This is a genomic window from Microvirga flocculans ATCC BAA-817 (assembly GCF_000518665.1).
Lineage (GTDB): Bacteria > Pseudomonadota > Alphaproteobacteria > Rhizobiales > Beijerinckiaceae > Microvirga > Microvirga flocculans.
Map to the genome: position 1 here is coordinate 511,116 of NZ_JAEA01000001.1, position 25,417 is coordinate 536,532.

The 25,417-nt window shown below is 58.9% G+C and carries 23 protein-coding genes and 1 pseudogene; 8 read left to right on the forward strand and 16 right to left on the reverse strand.

The features are described from left to right. Positions 1-77 precede the first annotated feature (77 nt). From L879_RS0102465 to L879_RS0102495, 7 genes are all read right to left on the reverse strand, one after another. Positions 78-545: an Lrp/AsnC family transcriptional regulator gene (locus L879_RS0102465; RefSeq protein WP_027314731.1), complete on the reverse strand. Its 468-nt coding sequence runs from the start codon at positions 543-545 to the stop codon at positions 78-80. A gap of 337 nt (positions 546-882) precedes the next feature. Further along, positions 883-1,719 (reverse strand): DUF1684 domain-containing protein, encoded by an 837-nt coding sequence (locus L879_RS0102470; RefSeq protein WP_027314732.1) that lies wholly within the window; start codon positions 1,717-1,719, stop codon positions 883-885. After that, a complete protein-coding gene (locus L879_RS20135) occupies positions 1,679-3,340 on the reverse strand; it encodes a dipeptide ABC transporter ATP-binding protein (RefSeq protein WP_084020637.1) in 1,662 nt (553 codons plus the stop codon). The genes L879_RS0102470 and L879_RS20135 overlap by 41 nt, the downstream gene beginning before the upstream one ends. A gap of 3 nt (positions 3,341-3,343) precedes the next feature. Continuing rightward, positions 3,344-4,219: an ABC transporter permease gene (locus L879_RS20140; RefSeq protein WP_035458369.1), complete on the reverse strand. Its 876-nt coding sequence runs from the start codon at positions 4,217-4,219 to the stop codon at positions 3,344-3,346. Then, positions 4,216-5,151, reverse strand: a complete 936-nt coding sequence (locus L879_RS0102485) for an ABC transporter permease (RefSeq protein WP_027314733.1) — start codon at positions 5,149-5,151, stop codon at positions 4,216-4,218. Before L879_RS0102485 ends, L879_RS20140 begins: the two co-directional genes overlap by 4 nt. A gap of 10 nt (positions 5,152-5,161) precedes the next feature. Further along, complete coding sequence (locus L879_RS0102490) at positions 5,162-6,790, reverse strand: ABC transporter substrate-binding protein (protein WP_154664050.1); 1,629 nt, start codon at positions 6,788-6,790, stop codon at positions 5,162-5,164. Positions 6,791-7,122: 332 nt separating this feature from the next. Next, positions 7,123-8,046 carry a LysR family transcriptional regulator gene (locus L879_RS0102495; protein ID WP_027314735.1) on the reverse strand — a complete coding sequence of 308 codons (924 nt, stop codon included), beginning with the start codon at positions 8,044-8,046 and terminating at the stop codon, positions 7,123-7,125. A gap of 132 nt (positions 8,047-8,178) precedes the next feature. Here L879_RS0102495 and L879_RS0102500 point away from each other — a divergent pair, with 132 nt between their 5' ends. The 6 genes from L879_RS0102500 (at position 8,179) to L879_RS0102525 (ending at position 12,972) form a co-directional block, all read left to right on the forward strand. Then, positions 8,179-9,462 (forward strand): NAD(P)/FAD-dependent oxidoreductase, encoded by a 1,284-nt coding sequence (locus L879_RS0102500; protein WP_027314736.1) that lies wholly within the window; start codon positions 8,179-8,181, stop codon positions 9,460-9,462. Positions 9,463-9,694: 232 nt separating this feature from the next. Next, positions 9,695-10,459, forward strand: a complete 765-nt coding sequence (locus tag L879_RS0102505; RefSeq protein ID WP_051434975.1) for an SDR family NAD(P)-dependent oxidoreductase — start codon at positions 9,695-9,697, stop codon at positions 10,457-10,459. Positions 10,460-10,710: 251 nt separating this feature from the next. Then, positions 10,711-11,262, forward strand: coding sequence for a flavin reductase family protein (locus L879_RS20145; RefSeq protein ID WP_051434976.1), 552 nt, complete (start codon positions 10,711-10,713; stop codon positions 11,260-11,262). Between the two features lie 28 nt (positions 11,263-11,290). Further along, the gene (locus tag L879_RS20150) at positions 11,291-11,698 is read left to right on the forward strand and encodes a VOC family protein (protein ID WP_161634622.1); all 408 of its coding nucleotides are present in this window, start codon (positions 11,291-11,293) and stop codon (positions 11,696-11,698) included. Beyond that, a complete protein-coding gene (locus L879_RS20155) occupies positions 11,695-12,555 on the forward strand; it encodes an alpha/beta fold hydrolase (RefSeq protein ID WP_084020639.1) in 861 nt (286 codons plus the stop codon). The genes L879_RS20150 and L879_RS20155 overlap by 4 nt, the downstream gene beginning before the upstream one ends. An 18-nt stretch (positions 12,556-12,573) precedes the next feature. After that, on the forward strand, positions 12,574-12,972 hold the full coding sequence (locus tag L879_RS0102525; RefSeq protein WP_027314738.1) for a RidA family protein: 399 nt from the start codon (positions 12,574-12,576) through the stop codon (positions 12,970-12,972). Positions 12,973-13,068: 96 nt separating this feature from the next. Here L879_RS0102525 and gcvA read toward each other — a convergent pair whose 3' ends face one another. Then, positions 13,069-14,118 (reverse strand): transcriptional regulator GcvA, encoded by a 1,050-nt coding sequence (gene gcvA, locus L879_RS0102530; RefSeq protein ID WP_245265150.1) that lies wholly within the window; start codon positions 14,116-14,118, stop codon positions 13,069-13,071. Continuing rightward, positions 14,115-15,191: an LLM class flavin-dependent oxidoreductase gene (locus L879_RS0102535; RefSeq protein WP_035458371.1), complete on the reverse strand. Its 1,077-nt coding sequence runs from the start codon at positions 15,189-15,191 to the stop codon at positions 14,115-14,117. The genes gcvA and L879_RS0102535 overlap by 4 nt, the downstream gene beginning before the upstream one ends. A gap of 195 nt (positions 15,192-15,386) precedes the next feature. On the opposite strand from L879_RS0102535, the gene L879_RS0102540 reads away from it, so the two are divergent. Both L879_RS0102540 and L879_RS0102545 read left to right on the forward strand, forming a co-directional pair. Continuing rightward, entirely contained in the window at positions 15,387-16,124 is a 738-nt protein-coding gene (locus L879_RS0102540) for an SDR family NAD(P)-dependent oxidoreductase (RefSeq protein ID WP_027314741.1), read from the forward strand. Positions 16,125-16,137: 13 nt separating this feature from the next. After that, positions 16,138-17,226, forward strand: a complete 1,089-nt coding sequence (locus L879_RS0102545) for an LLM class flavin-dependent oxidoreductase (protein WP_027314742.1) — start codon at positions 16,138-16,140, stop codon at positions 17,224-17,226. Between the two features lie 123 nt (positions 17,227-17,349). On the opposite strand, the gene L879_RS0102550 is transcribed toward L879_RS0102545, so the two are convergent. From L879_RS0102550 to L879_RS24150, 7 genes and pseudogenes are all read right to left on the reverse strand, one after another. After that, entirely contained in the window at positions 17,350-18,438 is a 1,089-nt protein-coding gene (locus tag L879_RS0102550) for a M24 family metallopeptidase (protein WP_027314743.1), read from the reverse strand. Positions 18,439-18,458: 20 nt separating this feature from the next. Beyond that, positions 18,459-19,361 carry an ABC transporter permease gene (locus L879_RS0102555; RefSeq protein ID WP_245265151.1) on the reverse strand — a complete coding sequence of 301 codons (903 nt, stop codon included), beginning with the start codon at positions 19,359-19,361 and terminating at the stop codon, positions 18,459-18,461. Further along, on the reverse strand, positions 19,358-20,401 hold the full coding sequence (locus tag L879_RS0102560) for an ABC transporter substrate-binding protein (RefSeq protein WP_027314745.1): 1,044 nt from the start codon (positions 20,399-20,401) through the stop codon (positions 19,358-19,360). Before L879_RS0102560 ends, L879_RS0102555 begins: the two co-directional genes overlap by 4 nt. Positions 20,402-20,403: 2 nt before the next feature. Beyond that, entirely contained in the window at positions 20,404-21,513 is a 1,110-nt protein-coding gene (locus tag L879_RS20160; protein ID WP_051434980.1) for an ABC transporter ATP-binding protein, read from the reverse strand. After that, positions 21,514-22,374: an ABC transporter permease gene (locus L879_RS0102570; RefSeq protein WP_051434981.1), complete on the reverse strand. Its 861-nt coding sequence runs from the start codon at positions 22,372-22,374 to the stop codon at positions 21,514-21,516. It lies immediately after the preceding gene. Between the two features lie 1,195 nt (positions 22,375-23,569). Further along, positions 23,570-24,271, reverse strand: coding sequence for an IS1595 family transposase (locus L879_RS22505; RefSeq protein WP_084020645.1), 702 nt, complete (start codon positions 24,269-24,271; stop codon positions 23,570-23,572). 68 nt (positions 24,272-24,339) lie between these two features. Then, a pseudogene (locus L879_RS24150) lies at positions 24,340-24,573 on the reverse strand (transposase); the annotation flags it as partial. Positions 24,574-25,417 lie beyond the last annotated feature (844 nt).

Genomic DNA, 25,417 nt, shown 5'->3' on the forward strand with positions numbered 1-25,417 from the left:
TCTCAACGATGCTCTCACTCAAGAAGAAAGCATCGGATGGATCCCAAAAGTGCAGGTCCACTTTTGGGTCCGATGCTTTAGCGTTTGTCGCCGGGCGTCAGAGCGTAGGCGGTGGTGGATTTCACGCGCTGCATGGCAAAGCGCGAGGTCACGTTCTTGAGCGGGATCTCATCGATCAGGCGCTTGTAGAAACTGTCATAGGCCGCCATGTCCGGTACCACCACGCGCAGCATGTAGTCGACATCGCCGGCCATGCGGTAGATTTCCATGACTTCCGGCAAGGAGGAAACGAAATCCGCGAAGCGTTCCAGCCATTGTCCCGAATGATCGGAGATCTCGATGGAGACGAAGACCGTCAAGCCGAGGCCGATCTTCTCCGGGTCCAGGATGGCAACCCGCTTCTGGATGACGCCCGTCGCTTCCAGCCGCTGGATGCGCTTCCAGCAGGGCGTTTGAGACAGGTTCACCCTCTGGGCGAGCTCTGCAATCGAGATGTTGGCATTCTCCTGCAAGAGCGTCAGGATTTTCGTATCCGTCGCATCCATGCTCGACCCTGGTTCGGCAAAGAAAAATCTCGAAAGGGCATGGCTTTCGAACCGAGCATCCTCTCGGAATGTTCTTTATAAAGAACATTTTTCCTGAATCAAGTCCAAGCGGATCGGATCTGAAGCGGCCGGTGAAGCATGAGAAGCAAGAATTCGGGAAGGCTCACTCTTCCTGAAGTCACTTCGAGAAGCGCTTGCCGGTCCGGATGTTCTTAAAAACGAACGTCCCAATTGCCTTTTCAAGGTTCCCGCCGGGGCGCTCCAAGGGTCATTCCTGCCCGTCTTCGGAGCCAGAATCGACCACGGCGCCGTCCCGACGCCGGACATTGCTCCTGCATCAGGCCTCGGCCTGAAAGAGAGGAAGCATTTCCCCTGCCGCGATGTGCAGCGGGAGCCTGTTCTCCGAAGGCGGCAGGGGGCATGTGGCGAAATCGGTGAAGGCGCAGGGCGGGTTGATGGCCTTGTTGAAGTCCAGAACGATGCGGTCTTTCTGGATCTCGCCCACCAGGAAGCGGCTTGCGCCGTAGGTTTCGCGGCCGGACGTCCCGTCGCGCAGCACGAACATGGGGGCGTTCTCCGTGCCGTGCGTCGGCCACAGCTCGTATGAGCGGCCATCGCGGCTGAAGACCGCCTTATGGCTCACCATGATCGTGCTCGGGATTCCGATGACGCTGTCCACCTCGAAGGGTCTCGGGGTTTCGAGAACAACCCAGTCGGCGACGATCCGCCAGGAGGGATCGACCGGGAAGCGGGGAATCGCGGAAAACGTTCGCCTGTTGCGGCTGTTGCCATCGAGGATGCGCAAGGCCTTTCGCCCGTTGCGCTCGATGAGATAGAAGGACATGCTTCCGAATGTCACGCGCGTCGGCGCTTCGGGACCTGCGGAGAGCTGCGCTTCCTGGAGAGCCTGCCCGTCGATGGCGCCGCCTGCGGAAGGGTCGAGGCTTACGGTCACGGTGCCTTGCGCGTCCTGGGCGATCGTTCCTGCCCGCGCCGGAATGCCGGCGATGACGATGTCGTTGTCCGGAGCCGAGCCGAAGCGCCAGACTCCCGGGTCCAGCCATTCCAGCCCTGCGACGCTCAACCAGCCGTCGTCCTTCGTCAGGGCGGCGAGCCGCTGCGAATGCCAGGTCTCAAGCGCTGACAGATAATGTGTCTCGTCCGGTGCGGTCATTTCTGGACTCATGGGTTGCGAAAGGCCTGTGCGTGGGGAGGCGCGGCAGAGCCGCGAGCAGCTCCCGCGTATAGGCGGCGCGCGGGTTCAGGAAAATCTCGTCCACGGGCCCCTCCTCGACGATCTTTCCGGCATGCATCACCATCACCCGGTCGCTCACATGATGAACGACGCCGAGATCGTGGGAGATGAACAGCACCGTGAGGCCGAACTGCTTCTTCAGATCGTCCAGAAGGTCGAGAACCTGGGCCTGTGTCGAAACATCGAGGGCGGAAACAGGCTCGTCGCAGATGAGGATCTCGGGTTCCATGGCCAGGGCGCGGGCAATGGCGACGCGCTGCCGTTGCCCGCCTGAGAGCTGGCGCGGGCGGCGGTAGAGATGGGCTTCGCTCAACCCGACGGAGAGGATGAGCTCGGCGGCCCGCGCTCTCCAGTCGCTCTTCGGAGCGCCTGCGATCTCCAGCGCCTCGGCGATGATGTCCATGACCCTGTAGCGTGGATCGAACGATCCGAGCGGGTCCTGCGAGACAAGCTGGATGCGTGGTCGCAAGGGCCGTCTCTGCCGCTCGCTCAGCCCGGACCAGGACTGGCCCCTGAGAGTCACCTCGCCCCGGTCTGGCTGCTGCAGGCCCAGGAGCAGGCGCGCGAGGGTCGTTTTCCCGCTGCCGGAAGCCCCGACAAGGCCCAGCGTCTCGCCGGTACGGAGCGTGAGGGTGACGTGATCGACCGCAAGCCGGCTGCCGAGCCTCTTGATCAGGGCTCTGGCTTCGAGCGCGATCCCGTCCTCCCGTCTCCCGGGCGCGTCCGAGGACGTGGAGGGCGGCGTATCGGCCGTCAGCTTCCGGCCCTTGGTCGTCGCCGAGGGAATCGCAGCCAGCAGGGCGCGCGTATAGGGCGCCTGCGGGTCTGAGAAGATGCGGTCGGGGCTCCCCGCTTCCACGACCGCGCCGTCCTTGAGAACGATGATATGGTCGGCGAGCGAGGCCACCACGGCCAGATCGTGCGAAATGAGGATAAGGCCTGTCCCCTTGGCCTTCATGTCGCGAAGCAGGCTCAGAACCTGGGCCTGCACGATCACGTCCAGCGCCGTCGTCGGCTCGTCGGCGATGAGAAGCGCGGGATCGGCCGCGATGGCGGATGCGATCAGGGCGCGCTGGCGCAGGCCGCCCGACAATTGATGGGCGTATTGGCCGACGCGCTCCTGCGGGTCGGGAATGCCGACGGAGGCGAGAAGATCGAGAACCTTCTGCCGCGCCTCCTTTCGGGAGAGATCGACGTGCTGCGTCAGAGCCTCCGCGATTTCCGATCCGATGGTCTTGAGCGGATCGAGCGACACCAGGGCGTCCTGGAGGACGAAACCGATATGGCGTCCTCGCACGCTCCGCCATTGCGAGGGCGAAAGCTGCCGAAGATCCTTGTCGCCAAGGCGCAGGTTCCTCGCGGTGACGGTGGCGTTGTCGCCTGCAAGTCCCACGAGGGTGCGGGCGGTCACCGACTTGCCCGAGCCGGATTCTCCGACGATGGCGACGCACTGGCCGGCATCGACGGAAAAGCTCAAGCCGCGAACCGCAACCGAACCGGGGAATGAGACGCTGAGGTCTTCGACGGTCAGAAGATGCATGGTTCAGGCCCTGCCATCCGAAAGCGCCTTGAGATAGCGGCCGAGAACGGTGGTCGAAACGACGGTGAGCGTTGCGAAGATTCCCGGAAAGACGCCGATCCACCAGGCCTTGCGCAGATAGCCCTGGCCCTCCGCCAGCATCAGGCCCCATTCCGGTGTCGGCGGCTTGGGGCCCAGGCCGAGATAGCTGAGCGCGGCGGAGGACAGAATGGCGCTGCCGATGCCGAGCGTCGACAGGACGATGAGGGGACCGATGGTGTTGGGCAGCACATGCCTCAGCAGCGTGACCCAGCGGCGTTGGCCGAGGATGAGGGCGGCCTCCACATAGCCCGACTGGCGCACCACCAGAACCTGGGATCGCACGATGCGCGCGTAGCGCGGAATCTCCGCGATGGCGATGGCCAGGAGCACGTTGAGGCTGCCCTTGCCGATGAGGGCGACCACGGCCATGGACATGAAGAGGGCCGGGAAGGCGAGCAGAACGTCGATGATCCGCATGAAGGCCAGATCGACGGCTCCACCCGCGCTGCCGGCGATGAGCCCGACGAGGAGACCCACCGTCACGGCGATCAGGGTTGCGCCTAGGCCGATGGACAGAGAGTAGCTCGCGCCGTGCACGACGCGGGAGAAGATGTCGCGCCCGAGCTGGTCGGTCCCGAAGGGAAACGCGAGGGAAGGCGCCCGCAGCGAATGGAGAAGGCTGAGCTGATAGGGATCCTTGGGCGCGATGAGCTCCGGAAAGAGCGCGCAGAGCACGAGGAAGATCACCACGAGCGTCGCCAGCGCGACGCCGAAGGGAACGCGGCGCAGGCCTGAAAAGGCCCGCGGCCCCCATCGCCGTGGCGCGGAATCGGTAACTTCGGGAGCAAGATCGGTCATCGGGTGGAGACGCGTAGCCGTGGGTCGACCAGACGATAGAGCAGGTCGGCGAGAATGTTGAGGACGACGAAGACGAAGGCCACGAAAAGGACGATTCCCATCACGACGGGAATGTCATGGTTCGTGATCGCCTCCAGGGTGATGCGGCCCAGCCCCGGGCGTCCGAAGACCTGCTCCGTGACGATGGACCCGGCGAGAAGTCCGCCGAACGTTTCCGTGCTGATCGTGATGGCCGGGATGAGCGCGTGTCCGAGGGCATGCCTCCAGCGAATCGCCCATTCCGACAGGCCCCGGGTGCGCGCCGTCAGAATGAAGGGCTGTTCGAGCGCGCGATCCATCTCTTCCCGCATCACCTGGCTCAGGCTGCCGAACACGGCGACGGCCAGGGTGGCGACGGGCAGGACGAGGGAACGCCAGCCGCCATCCGCGACCACTGGAAAGAGCTGCCATTGGAAGGAGAAGAAGGTCAAAAGCAGAATGCCGACCCAGAGAACCGGCGTCGAAACGCTCAAGAGCTCGAACGAGGACAACACGCGGCGCAGCCAGGACTTGCGGCCTGCCGTGAGGAGGGAGGCGAGGAAGGCCATGACGACGGCAGCGAGGACGGCCAGGGACGCGAGCGTGAGCGTGGAGCCGATTTCGCTTCCGATGATCGACGTCACCGTGCGGCGCTGCTGATACGAAATGCCGAGATCGCCCTGCGCAATCCGCGTGACGAAGCGCTGGTACTGCACGAGCACCGGCTGGTCGAGGCCGAAATCCGCGCGGATAGCGTCGCGCAGCTCCGGCGTGACCGAGGAATCCGCGCCGTAGATCACCTGAACCGGATCGCTCGGGAAGAGCTGGAGGATGGCAAAAGCCAAAGAAGCAGCGGCCCAGAGGACCGCTGCTCCCGCAAGGATGCGGATGAATAGTTCTCTTGCGATGTGCAAGACGAGCCTCTTACTTCGCGAGCCAGACGTCGTAGTAGGAGCCGATCTGGCCGGAGGTTCCGAACGTCACGCCCTGGACCTTCTTGTTCGCGGCGAGAAGAACGGTGGGGTTCGCGATCGGGATCAGGTAGACCTTCTCCGCGATGATCTTCTGCGCGGCCTTGTAGGCGGCGATGCGTTTCTCGCGGTCCGTCGTCGCAAGTCCGGCGGCCAGGGCGCTGTCCAGGTCCTTGTCCTTCACGAAGCCCCAGTTGGTGTTGCCCTTGTCCCAGGTCTCGGTGGAGTAGAATGCTCCGTAGAGGAGGTTGGGCTCGCTCGCGGCCTGCGACGTGTCGACGATGTCGTAGTCATTGGCCTTGAAGCGTGCGTCCGCCGTGCCGAAATCGACCACGTCGCGCACGTAATCCACGCCGATGGCGGCAAAGGCCGCCTTCAGGCCCTGCGCATAAAGATCGCGCTGCTGGTTGGTCCATGGCGCGGCGGAAATGCCGCGCAGGGTGAGGCGCTTGCCGTCCTTCACGCGGATGCCGTCGCTGCCGACTTTCCATCCTGCTTCGTCGAGCAGGGCCTGCGCCTTCTTGGCGTCGAACTTCCATGACTTCTCAAGCGATGCGTCGTATCCGGTGGCGACGGCGGGCGTGAGGGCCGCATAGGCCGGGGTCGCCGTGCCCAGGAACACGGCCTCGACGAGGCCGGCATAATCCGCGCCGAGGCGCAGGGCCTCACGCACCTTGACGTCGTCGAGGGGCGCCTTGGACTGGTTGAGCCAGAACGACCATGGAATGCCCGGCTGCTGTGCCTGCAGAAGCTTCAGATGCGGCTTCGCCTTGATGTCCTCCACGGAGATGGCGGGTACACCCGTCGCAATGTCGGCCTGGTTCGATTCAACGGCGCCGACGCGAACCGAATCCTCTTTCAGGAAGCGCAGTTCGACCTTGTCGAGATAGGCCTTGCCCTCGTGCGCCGCGTCCTTCGGGCCCCAGTTGTAGTCGTCGTTCCGCTCGAAGACGAGGTCGCGGCCCGGCGTGCGCGACAGAACCTTGAACGGTCCGGAGCCGGCGGTGATGCCGGGGCCGCCGGCGCAACGCTCCTCCTTGCTGTACTTCTGGATGGAGGCGGGCGAGATTAAGCCGACAGCCGGCTCGCTCAGGTCGTGAAGGAGAGGGCTGTAGGCCTTGCGCAGCTTGACGGTGACAATGTTGCCGCTGGCGGAGATCGACTCGATCGGCGCACCGCCCGCCTTCTTCACGTCGAGCCACCGCTGCAGGTTGAAGCGCACGGCCTCCGCATCCAGCGGTGTCCCGTCATGGAACTTCACGCCGTCGCGAATGGTGAAGGCATAGGTCAGCTGGTCGTCGGAAATCGTCCACTGGCTGGCGATCCAGGGATGAAACCGGCCATCGAGGCTCTCGGACACGAGGCGGTCGTAGATGCTCTGCAGGGCGGTCTGCGTGTTGCGCGACGTGCCTTCGATCTGGTCCAGGCAGAGCGGTTCGTAGGTCACGACGCGCAGGGTTCCGCCCGATTGCGGCTTGTCCTGCGCAAATCCTGCGCTGGGCATGGCGCTCAAGGCCGTTGAAACGCACAATGCGATGCCTGCCTTTCGTGCGAGCCCCGCGACAGAACCTAACTCCGCCATGTTCATCTCCGATGATTATCGTTGTCGGTACGCATTTATTGGTTCGAAGGTAGAAAAATATTCTTCCGCTTTCGCGCCTGTCAACGAAAGAGCGGGGCATATTCTTGCTTTTATCGGTTGGCTTGGAAACATATTTTCTCTTTGTTTCTTCCTGCGCAGGATGAGCCTCCTCTTCGCGGTCGTGACGGCGAGACGCGATTGTCCGTCCCCTTCGCCGAATTCGCTCGTCGCGTCTTCGCGCGAGCGTTCCAAGGCGGCTCCGATTCTCGGCCGATTACGCACCAGCGTCATCTTCAGGTCCAAAAATACCGGATCGATGCGATGCCAAAAGCCTACCTCGACAGCGGATCGTCTCCGGTACTCGCGAATTCCTGAGTTTCGCGGACGATCCATTGCCGGAACTCCACCAGGGGCCAGTACGACGAACGGCTCGACGGCCATGCGAGATAATATTGCCCGGCGCTTCGCATCGGCAGGTCGATGGCCGGGACGAGATCCCTTCGTTTCAGTTCATCCTCGATGAGGAATGCCGGCAGGAGGGCAATGCCAAGGCCCGAGATGGCGGCTTGGGCTGCGGTCGCGAGCTGATCGAAAAGCATGCCGTGAAGGGGCTCCGTGAGGGCATCCTGCGCTTCGAACCAATGCTCCCATGCATCCGGGCGGGAGACGAGATGCAGGAGAGGGGCCTTCAGCAGATCTCCTGGCCGCTCGAACTTGTAAGCGTCGAGGAGCGATGGGCTGCAGACGGGTACCACCGTCTCGCTCATGAGAAGCTCGAGCTCGGCGCCGGGCCAGTCCGGCGCGCCGAAATGAATGGCGGCATCGGCCTGTTCGAGATTGAAATCGAACGGCGCCAGACGGGTGGCCAGGTTGACCGTGATGCCGGGATTAGCGCTGAGGAAACGCGGCAGGCGTGGCGTCAGCCATCGGGTCCCAAAGGTCGGCAGGATGGCGAGATTGAGCGTTCCGCCTTTCGGATTGGCGCGAAAGCTCAGCGTGGCGCTCGAAATGCGCTTGAGCGCTTCCCTGATCTCGCGGGCATAAGTCTCGCCGGCCGATGTGAGGCGGACGGTTTGGCGCTCTCTGAGGAAAAGGTTTGATCCGAGCAGCTCCTCGAGGACACGAATCTGCCGGCTGATGGCCCCTTGAGTCAGGTTCAGCTCCGCGGCGGCGGCGGTGAAGCTTTGGAGGCGTGCCGCCGCCTCGAAGGCCCGAAGCAACGACATGGAAGGCAGGAAGCGGCGCGCTGTGCCCATTTCATTACCTTTGGTGATGATCTTATAAAGAAAACTGGTTTGCCTGCGGGGCGCTTTCTTGAAATCCGATTACAGGAAGGAATGAAGTTCGGATAGAGCGATTCCCAATCGCTCGTTTCAGGGATGCCCGGAATGAGAAACGATCCGCGAAGCCATGGCCTCTGGGAGCGCTCGGCTCCTCCCGCGCCCCCCACGACCGGCCTGACGGGCGATATCGTGGCCGATGCGGTGGTGATCGGAGCAGGGTTTACCGGCTTGTCGGCGGCCCTTCACCTGGCGGAGGCCGGAGCCTCCGTGGTGGTGCTGGAAGGCGTCGAGATCGGCTTCGGCGGGTCCGGCCGCAATGTCGGTCTCGTCAATGCCGGCATGTGGGTGATGCCCGATGATCTCCCGGGGGAGCTCGGCGAGGTCTACGGCTCGCGCCTCCTGCATCTGCTCGGCGAAGCGCCGAGCGTGGTCTTCGAGCTTGTCGAGAAACACGGCATTCCCTGCGAGATCGAGCGCAGCGGCACGCTTCACTGCGCCGTCGGCGCGAAGGGATGGAGCGAGCTTCAGGAACGGGCGCGGCAATGGCAGGCCCGTGGCGCGCCGGTCCTCCTGCTCGGTGCGGAGGAAACCGCCCGCAAGGTCGGAACCGACGCCTATGCCGGTTCACTCCTCGATCTGCGTGCCGGAACGATCCAGCCGCTCGCCTATGCGCGCGGGCTTGCGGCCGCTGCGATCAGGGCCGGAGCCAGGATCTTCACCTCAAGCCCCGTGATGGACGCGCAGGAAGACGGCAGCGGCTGGCGGGTCCGCACAGGCGCAGGCTCGGTCCGGGCCAAATGGGTGGTCGTGGCGACGAATGCCTATACGCTTCAGGTCTGGCCGCAGATCCGGGCCGAGCTCGTGCACCTTCCCTATTTCAATCTCGCCACCAAACCCCTGAGCGATCATCTCCAGAAAACGATTCTGCCCGAGAGGCAGGGTGTTTGGGATACGAAGGAGATCCTCAGCTCCTTTCGGTTCGACCGTCAGGGCCGCCTGGTCTTCGGGAGCGTCGGGGCTTTGCGCGGGCCGGGCCGGTCCATTCATCCCAACTGGGGGCGGCGCGCCTTGAAACGCCTGTTTCCGCAGCTTGGGGACGTCGAATTCGAGTTCGAATGGTACGGCAGCATCGGCATGACAGGCAACAGCCTGCCGAAGTTCCGCAGGCTCGGCCGGAACGTGGTTTCCTTCAGCGGCTATAACGGCCGGGGCATCGCGCCGGGAACTACCTTCGGCCGCACGCTGGCACGGCTCATCCTCGGTGAAATTTCCGAGGCCGACCTGCCTCTTCCGCTGACCGAACCTGAGCCGGTGCGGTACCGGGCCGTGAGAGAAGCCTATTACGAGATCGGCGCCCAGATCGCTCATGCCGCAGCATCGCGGTTCTGATGAGAGCGTGCGCCCGTCATGCCGAGGCCGGAGCCTATGAAGGATACGGGCCTCCAAGCGCGCAACCGCTGGTCACGCAGACGGTCGAACCTCAAAAGCAGGGCTAATCCCTGCAAAAGGAAAACTATGTTGAGGGCGAGTGCGGCACCGGGGTAGTCATTCCGCGAGGGGCTGCAACCCGTAGCAGGTCTTCAGCGCAAAGAAGGCGGCTTGCCAGTAAGGTGGACATGCAATGGACCTGCCAAGAATGCCTTCTCTTTCGCTTCAGGGAAAGCGGGCCCTCGTCACGGGCGCTGGGCGGGGAATAGGTCTGGGGGCGACAGTGGCGCTGGCTGAAGCCGGAGCTCATGTGACCTTGGTAGCCCGCTCGCGAGACGAAATCGCCGAGGCTGCCGCAGCGCTCAGGGGCAAGGGCTGCTCGGCCGATCATGTCGCCTTGGATATTACCTGCACGGAGAGTGTTGCTTCGCTGATCGCCTCACGGGATCCTTACAACATTCTTGTCAACAATGCGGGAATGAACCGCCCCAAGCCGATGCTGGCCGTTTCCGAAGATGATTTCGACACGATCGTAGGCCTCAATGTTCGCGCAACTTTTTTCTTGTCTCAGGCAGTGGCTCGCCGCCTGATCGATGCGGGACAAGCCGGTTCGATCATTAACATGTCGTCCCAGATGGGACATGTCGGTGCGGCCGGTCGCTCCGTTTACTGCGCCAGCAAGTTTGCGATTGAGGGCCTGACGAAGGTCATGGCGATCGAGCTCGGGCCGCATGGCATTCGCGTGAATACGATCTGTCCGACCTTCATCGAAACCTCCATGACGGAGGATACGCTCAAAACGCCAGGTGTCCGGGAGACGGTTCTGTCGAAGATCAGGATCGGACGGGTCGGGCGTGTCGAGGATCTCATGGGAGCCGTGCTCTATCTCGCTGGCGATGCTTCGGCCCTGGTCACGGGTTCTGCGCTCATGGTGGATGGCGGGTGGACTGCAGGCTAACGGGCCACGTAAACGAGATCTCCCGAAATTCTCGGCCGAGATCGGCAACACGCATTTTCGTTCGGCGTATGAGGAATAAGCGGAGCTTGGCCAATTTCTCATCCGAACAACATCTTATGAATCTCTAAGAAACGACCGTTTGAAAAGCCATCCTGGTCGGAATACCTGTTTCTCATGAAACAAATACATGGTCTCAAACCGGCATCTTCGAGTCTTTCGCCGGCAAAACCGGATACCAACGGGATGCTTACATGACAGGATCTTCCCGGGTTGAATGGAAGCCCGCGCCGTCTTTCGCAGAAGTATCTGATTTTCGTCTTGCCATGCGCGAGGTGGCCGGTGCCGTCACCATCGTCACGGCAGGAAAAGGGGAGGATCGACGCGGCCTGACCGTCACCGCACTCTGTTCCCTGTCGACCGATCCTCCCAGTCTGATCGTTTGCGTCAACAAGTCGTCCGAAGGACATAAGATGATACAGCGCTATGGCAGCTTCTGCGTAAACGTGGTGGCAGGCGATCATGGTGAACGTGCCGATCGTTTCGCAGGGCGCACGGGCCTTCGCGGCGAGGATCGTTTTGCCGCCGAGCATTGGACAACCCTCGCGACGGGGGCTCCAGTCATGGCAGACGCGATCGCCGTTCTTGATTGCGATGTTATCGATGCCTTAGATCGAGGGACGCACACGATCTTCATCGGTGGCGTGCGAGCGGTACAATGCGAACCTAACCGACCTGCTCTCGTCTACCGCGCCGGGCAGTACCAGGTCGTTCACGACAAGCCTTCATTGCCGGAGTTCGCATGAAACCAAGCAGAAACCGGTGAGTCGTTCCATGCGTGTGAAGCATTTGCAGTCTATATATTTTCCCTGCAAGAACGTGCCTGCGGCAAGGGCCTTCTACGAGCAAGTTCTTGTACTGCCGCTCAAATTCGCCGATGGGGAAAAGTGGGTTCAGTATGAGGCCGGTGGCGCAAGCTTTGCCATTGGATCGTTAAGCGAGGCGCCTCCGGCTGCTGCCGGAGCGATCCCGGTTTTCGAAGTGGATGATTTCGATGACGACCGGATCACGGCGGCTGGCGGCACAGTGATCGAGCGCCGCGACATGGGCGATCATGGCTGTCTTCTTTCAGTCATCGATCCTGAAGGCAATATCTTTCAGCTCTTCTGCCGGGAGAGAGAGAAAGGTGCTTCGACGATCCAGATGCAATCACCGGTATCTTCCAGCAAGGAACGCAGATGACGACCTGGACATTGTCTCGCCGAACCGTCGTTGACGGTGTCGAAGTCGCATACGACATCATGGGATCTGGCCCTCCGGTCGTTCTTGTTCATGGTTTTCCAAGCCATTCGTTCATCTGGCGCCATGTTGCTCCGAGATTGGCGGAAACTCATAGTGTCTATCTCTATGATCTTCCTGGACAAGGTTTGTCCGAGAGGCGCGACGGGATGGATGTGAGCGATCCGCGTCAGGCTCGGGTTCTCAAGAAGCTTCTGGATTATTGGAAGCTCGATCGGCCAGCCATCGTTCTCCACGATATCGGAAACAGCTACGGCATGATCGCCTATTATGACGAAGGATGCCGCTACGAGCGCATCGCCTTCGTCAGCGCAGCGATGCTCAATCCCTGCGTCACGGCGGCAACACTGCATGCCCAGAAATACATCGAAGCCTATCGTACGATGCCGAACTGGATCTACGAACAGATCCTGGAAGCCAGAATCCGGTCGACGACCTTCAAGCCGATCCAGAATGTGGCGCGCCTGGCTTATATGAAGCCGTTCCAGGGAGATCTCGGCCAGGCAGTCTGGTATAATCGGGTTGCTCAAATCGATCCACGACACACGGACAGGCTCGAGCGCCAGCTCGGTCCATTGGACGTTCCGGTCCGGATCATATGGGGCACGGACGATACATGGATCCCTGTCGATCAGGCCGTGCGGTTGCAGCGCATCCTGGGTGGCCCGACTTTGAGTTTGATCGAGGGAGGCGGGCATTTCCTCATGGAGGATGCCCCCGAGGAAGTGACCAGACACCTCATCGACTTCCTTAACGAGCCTGCGGTCGCACAAAAGACCGCGACTATCGTGAAACGCTAATCGAAGAAACCTTTAGACATGACCTCTCGACGCTTGAACATTTCATCAGGTGCTCCCTACGAGCCCATCTATGGCTACTCGCGCGCCGTTCGCTATGGCGACCAGATTCACGTATCAGGAACCTGCGCTCCCAAAGGCCACGAAAACAGTGACAGCTATACGCAGATGATGGCGGCTTTCGACATCATCGGCCGCGCCCTTCGGGAGGCAGGCTCTTCCTTTGAGGATGTCGTGCGGACTGTCGTTTACGTTACCGATATAGCAGATTTCGAAGAGATTGCCCGCGCGCACGGCGAGGTCTTCAAGGATATCAGGCCGGCCAGTACGACGGTGCAGGTGACATCCTTCCTGCGTCCATGGCAGAGAATTGAGATCGAAACCTATGCGATTGCCGGGGCCCACAAAGCTGAGGCCTGATACCGGCCTATCCGTTTAGTCCATCGTTCGATACCGTGCGATGGGCTGGCGTGACTGCTGCAACGCCGCGAATGCGACTCCTTCATCGGCAGAAGATTACGAATCCGTGGTGTAGCGTTGCGTGATGGCACGTTCCGCTTCCAGGCGAATCCAGCGCCGAAAGCTGGCTATGGCAGGCTTGTCGCCGTACTCCGTGCTGGAAAGGACATAGAATCCCTCTTCCGCCTGGATCTCGACGTCGTAAGCATGGACGAGGCGGCCGCTTCTGAGATCCTGCTCTGCCAGAAAGTAACTGGTCAGACAGATGCCTTGCCCCTGTGCAGCGGCTTCGAGCATAAGGACGCTGTCGCTGAAATAGAGAATATCGCCAAAGCTCATTCCGGAGCATCCGGCCGCCTCGAACCATGAAGTCCACGGACTGCCATTGACGACCTGAAGCAGAGTTTGCTGGGTCAAATCTTCAGGGCGCTTGACCGGCCCGCTGCCTGAAAGAAGCGAGGGGCTGCAGACGGGAAAAACCGGCTCCTGTGCCAGCAGCTCGGCGCGCATGCCCGGCCAGCGTCCGTTGCCCCAGCGGATCGCGACGTCGATATCCTGTCGCTCGAAATCCACGGTATCGTTCGACGCAAGCAGTGTCACCTTGATCTGAGGGTGCAGCTCCATGAAGCGCTTGAGCCGTGGCAGGAGCCATCGGCTCGCAATCGATGGGGCAGCGTTGACGCAGATGACGGTCGGAAGGGACGGATCGACGAGCCTGTCGCAGGCCCGTCCGATCATAGCGAGAGCTTCCTGGATTGAGCCCGCCAGCGAACGACCCTCGCGGGTCAACTCGATCCTGCGTGGCAGCCGCCGAAACAGACGGACCTCAAGAAAATCCTCAAGCTGGCGGATCTGCTGACTGACGGCGGATTGGGTGACGCAAAGCTCATCCGCCGCGAGAGTGAAGCTGCCATGCCGCGCTGCAGCATCGAAGGCCCGGAAGAGGTTCAACGGCGGGAGGCGGGACAGCCGCCGACCGACACGTATGTCCTGATCGCCCCTGGCCGGGCCGGCATCGGGCGTCTGGTTGGGCTGAAGATCTGGTGACGCCCTATTCCCCCCGCTCATGTCCACCCCCGTATCGTGACCGACAGCGTCGCCTCTCATGCGGCACCCAGGAGAGGGTCCGATCGCAATTCGATCATAGTACCGAGCTGCGGTACAACATCACAACCGAAACGTTCGATCGAAGCCAGGGTCTCATGGCGCCCTATCCCGGCAAATCCCATGAAGCAGGATAAATGGGTGGGCTTGAGGGTCTCCAGCTCCTGATGAAGCAGATCGGCGCAGTAATTGGCCGGGCCGATGATCGCATTGTCCAGGAAATCATCCAAAGGGGGTTCGTCGTTGAGGGGCATCAGCCTCAAAAAGGGGCCGTCCTTGGAGGGGGAAGGGGTGTTGAGCGTGACAGCCGCGCGCGCGAGATCGCGGACGCAGCGTGCCGCGTGTCGTGCATCGTCCGCGTCGTCCGTAACGTAAACATAGCGTTGAACGCCGAGCGGCATCGTGTCGGGGTCGCCCCCGGCGGCTTGCCAGCGCTCGGCAATGCTCTTCCGAAAGGCCGCTGCGGCCGCCAACCCGCGGTGGCCGAAACTCATGAACACTGTGTGGTTCCCCCTGGCTGCGCGGGCAACGGCGTCCGGATGGCTCGTCGCAACGAAGATCTCGGGCATAGCGAGACCGAAGGGCCGCATGGGAAGATCGGTTCGAGCGATTTCATAGAATTCACCCGAATAATTGATGGAACCTATCTTGAGCCCCTGCTCGATGATGTCCCAGGCTTCGAGCATCATCCTGTGCTTGTTCTCAGGGATGATGCGGAAGCGGTTGAACTCGTAGGGTTGGTACCCGCTTCCGAGCCCAAGCGCGAAGCGCCCGCGCGTGAGCAATTCGGAGAATGCGATCTCCTGGACGACCCGCAGCGGATTGTGAAACGGCAGCGCCAAGACGGCAGGCCCCAGACGAATGCGCTTCGTCTGGGTGGCGCAATGCGCCACCATCAGGAGCGGAGAGGGACAGATCGAGTGATTGGTGAAGTGATGCTCGGCGAACCAGGCGATGTCGAAGCCCAGATCCTCGGCCATGCAGACAGCATCGACCGTGGTTCTCAGGACCGAGTCGGGCGATGTATTCCGATCGTAAAGGCCCATCAAGTTGAAGAGACCAAGGGTAGTAGCCATAGAACCTCTCAATCGTTCTCAGGCTACTGCTGAAGCTGAAGGCCCGCAAATCAGGATAAGTTGGGCCGATATTAGAGCAGCTTGGTCATTAATGTGTGTGGTACGGCACTTATTTGCTCAGTAGAATTTGCCGTTTGAAATGAGTGGCGCTGCCTTTTACCCCGTATGAGGGAGCCCCTTCCGAAGGAGCCGTCCATGGACGTAAAAGATCAATCCATCGTCGTCACCGGCGGAGCCAGCGGGCTTGGTCGCTCGGTCTGTTGTACGCTCGCCGCAGCCGGCGCACGGATTGCCATCATCGATATTGATCGGCAGGCGGCTGAAGCTCTCGCGGCAGAACTAGAAACGGCGGGCGGGCGGGTAGCGGCAATTTGCGGCGACATCACCCGCAAGGCATCGGCCCATGCCTTATTCGAACAGGCGGTCAATGCGCTGGGACCGATTCAGGGACTGGTGAATTGCGCGGGCGTTTATCCGCGTCGCCCGATTCTGGAAGTGTCGGACGAAGACTGGGATTTCAGCTTCGCCGTCAATGTTCGTGGGCTGTATCACATGAGCGTTGCCGCGATCGAGCACATGCGCCTGCGACGCAGTGGCCGCATCGTGAACGTGGCTTCGATCGATGCCTTCAAGGCTCATCCGAAGAACATTCATTATGCTTCCATGAAAGCGGCCGTGGTCAGCCTCACGAAGAGTCTGGGAGAGGCCTTTGCTTCGGATGGCGTGCTGATCAATGGCGTAGCCCCAGCAGCCATCGCGACCGAGAAGGCAAAGGCCTCCGGGTTCTTGCCGGAAATTGCAGCAACGACGCCGATCGGGCGCGCGGCGGATCCTGAGGATGTGGCCGAGCTGGTTCAGTTCCTGCTTTCCAAGAGCAATCGTTACATGGTCGGCGAGGTCGTCGTGATCAGTGGCGGATATTTCATTCCATAATGCAGGGTGCATCATGAGCCTCGGAATCTTCAACCTAATGACCCTTCGCGATCACCCGGATGGGGTCGCCGGCGTCATCGCCGATACTCGCGAGATGGTTTCGTTGGCCGAGGAGATCGGATTCGAAACCGCCTGGTTTGCGGAACATCATTTCACGAATTATTCCGTGAGTGTCTCGCCGCTGATGATGGCGGCCCATATGGCGGGATATACGAAGCGGATCAAGCTTGGGGCCGGCGTTGTCGTGCTCCCGCTTTATCATCCCCTGCGCGTAGCGCAGGAAATCGCTCTGCTCGATCAGCAGACCGACGGCCGTGCCGTGCTTGGCGTCGGAACCGGCTATCAGAAATACGAATTCGAGCGCTTCGGGGCCGATGTCGATGCGAAGACCGATGTGTTCCTTGAGTACTGGTCGGTCGTAGAGCAGGCCCTCGTGGAGGGAAGGGTTGAATTTGCCGGGCGTTACATCCAGGTGCCCGACACGGTTTTCACCCTTCGCCCCGTCCAGAAGCCTCTCCCTCCTGTCTTCGTTACGTCGCCTCATCCGCAAATTCTGTCCCGTCTGGCAAAATGGGGAGGGGTTCCGTTCATCACCGCTGGGTGGCGTGGATCTCCTGCGTTGCCGGGTGTTGCCGAACAGGTGAGGAAAAGCTGGGTGGCTGGTGGACTCGACCCGGAAAGAATGCCCCTCGCCATTCAGCAATATATCCATGTCACCGACAGCCGCGAAGAGGCCCGGGAGGCCGGCGAGCGCGCTCGTTATGTGGCACGGCTCGTGCTGGCATTGCGCGAATCGAGCATCGATCTGAGCGGCTCGCTGATCGACGCGCCTCCCTTGCCCGACGAGCCGCCGGTCGAGACATTCGTCGGCAATCTCATCATTGGCGACGTACAGCACGTCGCCGAGCGGATCGTAGCGGAGTTCCGGAAGCTGAGGCCGGTGCATTATAACTGCTTCTTCCAGTTCGGCGGAATGCCAATCGCCCGGGCGCGGCGATCGCTCGAAAGATTCGGGGCAGAGGTTTTGCCGTTGGTGGAGAGAGAAGTTGGGCCCTTGCGCCGGTCCGGCTCCATACTCGCCCCTGTGTTTGCGGCGGAGTAAGTCTTCTTGACGCAGAACTCCTTGCCAACAAATAAAGTGCTCGCCTTGAACGGGCTAGCCTCGCGCTGACAAGCATGAGGTGAAGCACGGATCGGAAAGATCCGTGCGCTGCCCAATCGGGCATCAGCAGATGACGCTATCCCGGCTCAGCCGACTCAAAATGCGTGGACCATTTTTTTCGAGGACCACGATTTCCTCCAGCCGAAGGCCAAAACGGCCGGGCAGATAGATTCCAGGTTCAATGGAAAAAACCATCCCCTCTTCGAGAACGGTTTCACTCATAGCGGTGATATAAGGGGGCTCGTGCCCCTCCAATCCAAGGCCATGGCCAGTGCGGTGGGTGAAGTACTCACCGTAGCCTGCATCGCGGATGACATTGCGGGCGGCAGCATCCACAGTCTTTGCGATGGCGCCAGGAACAGCCGCTTTCAGGGCGGCCTGGACGGCCCGCTCTACGATCCCGTGGACCTGCAGGTATTCGGTGCTTGGAGGGCCCACATGAGCCATGCGCGTGATGTCGCTGGAGAATGCGCCGAACCTGCCTGCCAGATCGATGACGACAGCGTCACCGGTCTTCAGAACGCGATCGCTGGTGAAATGATGGGGAAATGCACCGTTCTCCCCACCTCCGACGATCCCGAAGAGCGGCTTAGCCCCTTGTGCCTCGAACGAACTGGCTATGGCAGCGGCCACATGCCGCTCCGTTACTCCAGGTCTTATGGCCTCGAAGGCCTTACGCATTGCCTCATCGGCGATCAGGGCATTCGCTTCTATCGCAGCAATTTCCTCCGATGTCTTGCACTGGCGGAGGCGGCCGACGCTTTCAGATGCAAGTCCGACGTCCGAAACCTGCAGTGCACGCATGAACAGCAAGGCGAAGTCGGCACGCATGCTCTCGTCGACTTGAACACGCGCAGGCGCTTTGATGTCGAGATCGTTCAACAGGGCGATGAGGGGAGCATGCGGATCCTGGCCGTCTTCGTATGTAAAGAAGGGAAGATCGGTCGACTTTCGCATGTCTGCCGCTTCGAGAGTCGGAACCAGGAATGCGGCTGCACGCGGAGTAACGACAAGAAGATTGGGCCTTTCATCGGAATGAGGACGAAGGCCAGCTACATATTGCATGTGCGGACCAGGTCCGAGAGCCAGGGCAGCAATTTTCTGATCGCGAAGATGCACCTGCAACCGGGCGAGATTGGAAGTCGAGGCCATCGAACGCTCCTGAATCGAGTTTACGGTCTATATTGTCGCTGGATGACGGATGTCGACACGAACGTCAGTATGAGTGTCGTCATCATCAGGATGAAAGCCAGGGCCCCGCCGAATGGCCAATTCGACTGACCTGTAATCTGCTGGTAGACCTGAGGTGCCATGACGTGAAAGCGCGGACCTCCGAGAAGGACAGGCATCGCGTAGGCATTCATGCAAAGAATGAAGACAAGAACAGTCCCGGCCAAGACGCCCGGCAGAGCCAGCGGAAGGATGACGTGTCTGAAGGTCATCAGCGGTCCTGCACCGAGATTGGAAGCCGCAAGTTCGAGGTTCGGGTCTATGCCCTCGATGACGCTCTGCAAGGACAAGATCATGAACGGGAGAACGACGGCGACTATTCCTACGAAGACCGCACTTGGCGTGTAGAGAATTTCGATTGGAGTTCCGATAAGACCCATTTTCAGGAGAATTTGGTTCAAGAATCCTTGATTTCCCATAATGGCCATCCAGCCCGCTGCGCGAACCATGTTGCCGACGAAGAGCGGGAAGATGGTCAGTATGATCAAGAGACTCTTCCATCGAGCAGGAGCACGCGCAACGAAATAGGCGACCGGAAAAGCCAAAGCGAGTGTGACCGCCGTTGAAAGGACTGCTACTTCGAAAGTCCGCAGCAGAACGCTTCGGTAGAAGGAATCCGTCAGGATTTCGGTGTAGTTGCTGAGCGTAAACGTCTCGATCATGAGATCGTAGCGATCATATTGATTGAAACTGATCCTGAAGAGCATGAGCAGGGGCAGAAAGAGGATTCCGGCAACAGTCAATGTTGCCGGAACGGCGAGAGAGGCAACGTTGTGCCTTGACTTCCCGCCCTTGCCCAAGGCGGCCGCCTCAACAGCCGCAGATAGTGTCGGGGCGTCTCTCAAGCGAGAAACTCCCTGTCCCACCATTGCCTGAGATTCTGGTATTCCTTGGCTAGGTAGGCGAAGTCCGGGTTTCTCAGCTTCGCTGTCTCTTCTGCGGAGAAGCTGACTTTCTTTGCAAGTTCGGGCGGAATCTGGGCATTCGTAACTGTTGGGGAATAACCCATGGTTTGCGCGAATGCGATCTGACCCTGAGGATCGAGCATGGCGTTCAGGAAGGCGAGGCCGAATTCCTTGTTGGGTGCGTTTTTCGCGATACAGGCTTCATAGGTGACCGGAATCAGACCTTCTGTCGGAACCACATTGGTGACGGGAATGCCGGCTTTTTCCCATTGCACAGCACGCCCTCGCCAAAGGGCCGTGATCCAGATCTCGCCTGACTGCAAGGCCTGGCCGACAGCCTCGTTGGATGGGTAAACCCGTACCCCGAGCTTCTTCCATTCGAGCAACCGCTTTTTCGCGGGCTCGAAATTGGAGAGACTGTCGCCTCCCGCCAGAGCGGCGATGGCATACATCCAGTTGAAACTCAGATCGACGATGCCGACCTTGCCGCGATACTTCTCATCCCAGAGGTCGGCATAGGACTTGGGTTGCGCATGATTCGGGTTATAGATCAACACCATGCCGCTGAAGAGCTGCGACACCGAATGCGTGCGGCGCAAAGCCGGGATCACGTTCTTGATATTCGGGACGTTCTCTTCGGTCAACGGTTCAAGGGCTCCCGACAGGGAGACGTCGTAGACATCGGAATCCGGCAGGCAGGCCACATCGATCGTGCCCTTCGGTAGGCGCCGCTCTGCAATGAGTTTGTTCTTGCGAGGTCCCTGTCCTGCGACATCCCATTGAACGGAGATGCCCTGAGGTGCCAGCAACGGCTTGACGATATTTGCCTCGAGCAGGTTGAGATAATCGCCGCCCCATGTTCCGACAACGCAGGATTTTTCCTGCGCGAGGGCAGGAGTGCCAAGGGCTGATGCACCGATGGCGGTTCCGGCACCCAAGAGAAAAGTTCGTCTGGAGAGTGTAAAGCTTGCTGATGTCATCGTTAGTCCTCCGTTCGGTTCTTGTATCTTCCCTCATTGTCAGGCCAGTCTGATGCATCGAGTATCTGACTGGCTTTCACCGGCCATGAAATTCGGACCGGTTCGCCTTCTTTGAGCGAGGCGATATCGTGCGATGCCGTTCGGCTATGGACAGAGATTGTTTGCCCTGTATCTGATCCGATCATGACCTCGTTCACCGGGCCGAGGAACGTGATTGCGCGGACGATGCCGGACAGGACGTTCGGATGCTTGGGTGCCGCATCTCCCGGTACCAGGTCGATGCAATCGGGGCGGACGGACAGAATGGACGTCGACGAAGGGGCGGATCCGCTAAAGTAGAACCTTTGGCCCGACTGCGTCAGAAAAGTGCCGGGAGCGGAGACATATCCCCGCAGAAAATTCGCTCGGCCCATGAAGTCGGCAATGAAGGCCGTGCGAGGAGTATCGTAGAGCTCACGTGGCGTTCCGACCTGCTCGATCCTGCCTTTGTTCATCACGACGAGCCGGTCCGCAACCGCAAGGGCCTCCTCTTGGTCATGGGTGACGAAAATCGTCGTCAAGCCGAGCTTTCGCTGTAATTGCCGGATTTCAATACGTACGGCGTGCCTCAGTTTTGCATCAAGGTTGGAAAGCGGCTCATCGAGAAGAAGAACATCGGGCGTGATCGCCAACGCTCGAGCCAGCGCGACGCGCTGCTGTTGTCCACCCGACAGCTGACGCGGATAACGGTCGAGCAGATGATCCAGGTGGACGAGGCGCAGCATTTCGAGAACGCGTGCCTTAATGTCGGCACGAGCGACATTGCGCATTTCGAGGCCGAAACCGACATTCTGCGAAACCGTCATATGAGGAAACAGGGCATAGTTCTGGAATACCATTCCGGTTGAGCGGCGGTAAGGAGGCATCTCGGTGACATTGTGCTGACCGATCCGGATCTCACCAGCCGTCGGCAGAACGAAACCCGCGATCATGCGCAGTGTCGTTGTCTTTCCGCAGCCTGATGGGCCAAGGAGAGCAACGAGCTCTCCCTGTTTGACCGTAAGCGAGAAGTCATGAACGGCATCCACTCCGCCATAAGTCTTGCCTACGTGAGAGAGGGTAACCTGCTTCATTTAAACGATCCTCGACAGCTTGACGAAACGATCAGTGATCAGGAGACAGGCTCCGATGAGCAGGATCTGCACAACGGAAACGGCTGCAATCGTCGGGTCGAACTTCCATTCCAGGTACTGCAGCATTGCGATTTGCAGCGTGGTTCGTCCTGGCCCTGCCAAGAAAAGAGACATTTCCAGATCGGTAAAGGAAACGATGAAGCTGAAAATGGCGGCTGCGAAAACGCCGGGGCGTATCGTCGGTAAAGTGACCCGCGTGAACGTTGTGAGAGGACGGGCGCCCAGGCTCATGGCCGCCTCTTCGAGCGACTTGTTCATGCCGACCAGCGTTGACGATACGAGGCGAACCGTCCACGGGATCGTCAGTGCTACATGAGCCATAACAAATCCGGGCAGGGTCGAGATCATCCTGACGCCCGTCCATAATTCCAATTGAATGAAGTAGATGTAGATGGCTGTTCCCGCGACGATGCCGGGTACGATCAGGGGCGAGAGAAGAAAGGTGTTCAACACCTCACGGCCGGGAAACCGACCGCGCACGAGCGCAAAACTGGCGGGAATGCCGAGTGCTAGGCCAGCAATCATGGCGAACAGGCCGATTTTGACCGAGGTCAGGAACCCATCCAGGAAAGCCCCGGCCGCCCATGCATTCGAGAACCATTTAAGGCTATATCCCCTCGGAGGGAATGTGATGACCGCATTTTCGAAGACACTGACCCAGAATACAAAAATAACTGGGGTGAACATGAACAAAAAAACGGAAAGAACGATGAAATAATAGAGGAAGCGCCATATCGACGTAGCAAGCACACCGGATGATGCGGCATCAGAGGCGAAGCCAACGGCAGTTCTCCAGTTCATCGGCGCCTATCATTGTTGAGAAACCGGTTTCGAGCCTGAACTCTAGAAGGGACTATCTCAGTCGTTCAAACGCCAAATTCTACTGTTCAGATAAGAGGCTCGGGAGTAACGATTTGAGGCCAAGTTGCACTTATCAATTCCTCCCGCCGTTTAGGAAGTGACACGTCTTGTAGTTGCGAGGTCTTTGCCGAGAATCATCGGCGCAGGTACTTGTTATAGATCCTGTTGGATTTACGCGGTCCCGAATAGGAGACGACTAAAATCTTGCTCTGCAATCCGCTAGAAAGGGAGGCTGTAGCAGTGTCGCATGACATGTGGGATATAACGATTGCGATAGAGGGTGGCGATTGCTGTCAGGCAAAACTTTGGCCTATTATCCCTTTCGCAAGAGTAGCTCCTAAATCTGGTATAGCCAAGCCTTTTGCAATTTCCTGGTAGTATTGCCATGCTTTCTTTCTGTTGTGAGAAGATATGGCAAATGACTAAAATCAACTCGTCAGCAAAAGAGCTCCTATCCAATAATATTTGGAGGCTTATTGATACAACTAAGATCATTATTGGCTATCCACAATAGAATGCAGAAGTAGCTATTAATTTATATACTCTTTTTAAAGAATACAAAAAGCGTATATCGACTCATATAATCAAGCTGAATTCGAAGCCGTTATCAGTGATATTGTAGAAAATGGCTTTGCCTATAAAGAGATAAACTCTTACGACTTTAATAAGGGCTCGAAAGATTACTAAACTCTCGTTAAACCGAAAAACCTCAAGAAGCCCATGACAGTAAAAATAGCGCCATAGAAAATCCTTTTCTTAAGAGGGAAGCCCTGTCCAGGCTCTCCGACCCAAAGAATAGTCGCCTCTTTTCCATCAATAATACGCTTATCTCCAAATTTTGGCCCGTTATGCAACTGTGCTGCTGATAGTTTGAAAGTAAGTAATTATATTTATATCAGTATACACGTGTAGATTTGCTGCATCTGAACGCAACTCAATTACAAATCTGGCCTAGCAATGGTTCGCGTGAAGGCCGATGTACAAATCAAAGCGTCTGACGGATGATCTTTCTCTTATTTCCGATCAAAGCATCCCTGATAATGCACAATAGCATCCCGTTTACGTGCTCTTTAGCGATGAGGAATACACGCTGCTTTTCGACACGCCTTTCGACAAGGCGAGTTATTATGAGAAGCTAAAGCGCATAGTTATAGTTCATCGCGATAGCCCGTTGCCTCTGACCACCGTACTTGACCCTGACACCAGCGAAGCGCGTGATGATTGCGGCCATCCTCTCCGTGTCCTTAAAGGTGCGGGTATTCCAGCGGAAGTCAAACTCCGCGCAATACAGCGATAGGTGTTGTGTGCCGACCTTGTGATACATGCCGATCAAGCCGCGCTTGAGGAGGCTGATAAAGCCTTCAACCCTGTTAGTTGACATAGTGCCACGGGCATATTCGCTAGCCGCGTGATTGACGGATTCATGAGCAGCAAACTTCTTGCCGACCTTCTTGTAATAGGCGGCTTCATCGGTGTTCAGAACGGTCTCTTGATGTACCTGCTCTTCTAGGATCGATGAAACCGTTTCGGCGTCCACATTGCCGACGACAAAGCTACGTGCGGGTCCGTCACGCTCAACAAGCGTCACAACCTTCATCTTGTGGGCATAACCACGCGCACCTTGGGGCTTCTCATAGGCGTTGCCCCAAAAGGTCTCATCCGCCTCAACAATGCGCCTATCACCACCAAGGCGGACTGAAAATTTTCTTTGATGGCCTCTCGAATGCGATGGCTCAAATACCATGCAGTCTTGTAGGTCACGCCCAAGATGCGCTGCAATTTCTTGGCGGAAATGCCCTTCTTGGCCACCGTAAAGAGATAAATTGCCGTAAGCCATTTCCGAAACGGAAGGTGAGTGCCCTCCATCACCGTGCCTACTGTAACGGTAAAATCCCTATCGCAATTGTTGCAACGGTAGACGCCTTCACGAACCCCTTTGCCTTGGAATGCGTAGATGCGTTCTTCCGCTTCGCAATGCGGGCAAACCGGCCCTTCCGGCCACAGTTTCGACTCAAGAAACTTTCGAGCTTCCTGATCGTCGTGAAAATAGGGCTTATTAAGCTCCAATGAGTATATCCTCCCATTTATGCAGATACTGCATATCAAGTAACTACTCTTGTAAAAGGGACAATGGGCCAAAAGAACCGTCTTGGATTACGGTCTCCTAGACGACAGATTGGTGTGTGTTCCATTGATCATGCGTCGTGCTCGTAAGGCGAAAGAGAGAGCGCCACGGCTCCCGTGCGTGCCAGAGGTCGTTTTCCTTGCTGTCCTTGCTGGCTTGCTTGCCAAGGCAGCTATTCTTGCGATTTCTACCCTGAACAGGCGGCCATCGCCCACTCGAACTGTGTCCGAAAGGCAGTGAGCAGTCACCCCAATCTGTGGCCTCCAGCGACTCTTCCGGAGTGGATGAGATCGCAAGAATTATTCATGGGCAAGCTCCGCGGAACTACCTTCCTCCGCTATCTACCCGTGACTTGGAGCTTGCCCGGGCACTCGACTTCCTGATCCGGAATGGAGGCAGCCAAGGGCCCGTGGCGGACCGACAATGGCAAGTCTTTGAACGCGTTTCTCTTCCTCTTGCAGTCTACCTCCGGGATATTGATGATCGCTCCCGCTGGGGTGACCTTCGCAATGAGATCCGGCGCATACAGGTATTGTGTGTGCGTGTCCCTGATCTATCCGAGAGAGACCTCAATCGAGAGTATGTGGTGAAGGTAGCGACACTGGCCGATGCCTGGGTTGATCGAGGCCGGAATCTGCTCGCCGAGTTGGAGACGATGGAGAAAGATTCAGGCTCTCCGAAACTGGTTCTGGATCTGCCTGAGGATCAAGAGCACCTTACTGCGCCGGGCTCCAAAGTCTCGTAGGGTGGTTCACATGAATGTCCGCAGTGGGAGGAAAAGCGGACATCCGCTTGAGGTCAGGAAAGTGCCATTTCGAGACCTTCTTGGGCTCTTCGCGATCATGAGCCAAGAGCTAG

Coding starts and splice junctions, on each gene's coding strand:
- L879_RS0102465 (WP_027314731.1), bottom strand. CDS start 545: ATGGATGCGACGGATACGAAAATCCTGACGCTCTTGCAGGAGAATGCC.
- L879_RS0102470 (WP_027314732.1), bottom strand. CDS start 1,719: ATGACCGCACCGGACGAGACACATTATCTGTCAGCGCTTGAGACCTGG.
- L879_RS20135 (WP_084020637.1), bottom strand. CDS start 3,340: ATGCATCTTCTGACCGTCGAAGACCTCAGCGTCTCATTCCCCGGTTCG.
- L879_RS20140 (WP_035458369.1), bottom strand. CDS start 4,219: ATGACCGATCTTGCTCCCGAAGTTACCGATTCCGCGCCACGGCGATGG.
- L879_RS0102490 (WP_154664050.1), bottom strand. CDS start 6,790: ATGGCGGAGTTAGGTTCTGTCGCGGGGCTCGCACGAAAGGCAGGCATC.
- L879_RS0102495 (WP_027314735.1), bottom strand. CDS start 8,046: ATGGGCACAGCGCGCCGCTTCCTGCCTTCCATGTCGTTGCTTCGGGCC.
- L879_RS0102500 (WP_027314736.1), top strand. CDS start 8,179: ATGAGAAACGATCCGCGAAGCCATGGCCTCTGGGAGCGCTCGGCTCCT.
- L879_RS0102505 (WP_051434975.1), top strand. CDS start 9,695: ATGGACCTGCCAAGAATGCCTTCTCTTTCGCTTCAGGGAAAGCGGGCC.
- L879_RS20145 (WP_051434976.1), top strand. CDS start 10,711: ATGACAGGATCTTCCCGGGTTGAATGGAAGCCCGCGCCGTCTTTCGCA.
- L879_RS20150 (WP_161634622.1), top strand. CDS start 11,291: ATGCGTGTGAAGCATTTGCAGTCTATATATTTTCCCTGCAAGAACGTG.
- L879_RS20155 (WP_084020639.1), top strand. CDS start 11,695: ATGACGACCTGGACATTGTCTCGCCGAACCGTCGTTGACGGTGTCGAA.
- L879_RS0102525 (WP_027314738.1), top strand. CDS start 12,574: ATGACCTCTCGACGCTTGAACATTTCATCAGGTGCTCCCTACGAGCCC.
- gcvA (WP_245265150.1), bottom strand. CDS start 14,118: ATGAGAGGCGACGCTGTCGGTCACGATACGGGGGTGGACATGAGCGGG.
- L879_RS0102535 (WP_035458371.1), bottom strand. CDS start 15,191: ATGGCTACTACCCTTGGTCTCTTCAACTTGATGGGCCTTTACGATCGG.
- L879_RS0102540 (WP_027314741.1), top strand. CDS start 15,387: ATGGACGTAAAAGATCAATCCATCGTCGTCACCGGCGGAGCCAGCGGG.
- L879_RS0102545 (WP_027314742.1), top strand. CDS start 16,138: ATGAGCCTCGGAATCTTCAACCTAATGACCCTTCGCGATCACCCGGAT.
- L879_RS0102550 (WP_027314743.1), bottom strand. CDS start 18,438: ATGGCCTCGACTTCCAATCTCGCCCGGTTGCAGGTGCATCTTCGCGAT.
- L879_RS0102560 (WP_027314745.1), bottom strand. CDS start 20,401: ATGACATCAGCAAGCTTTACACTCTCCAGACGAACTTTTCTCTTGGGT.
- L879_RS20160 (WP_051434980.1), bottom strand. CDS start 21,513: ATGAAGCAGGTTACCCTCTCTCACGTAGGCAAGACTTATGGCGGAGTG.
- L879_RS0102570 (WP_051434981.1), bottom strand. CDS start 22,374: ATGAACTGGAGAACTGCCGTTGGCTTCGCCTCTGATGCCGCATCATCC.
- L879_RS22505 (WP_084020645.1), bottom strand. CDS start 24,271: ATGGCTTACGGCAATTTATCTCTTTACGGTGGCCAAGAAGGGCATTTC.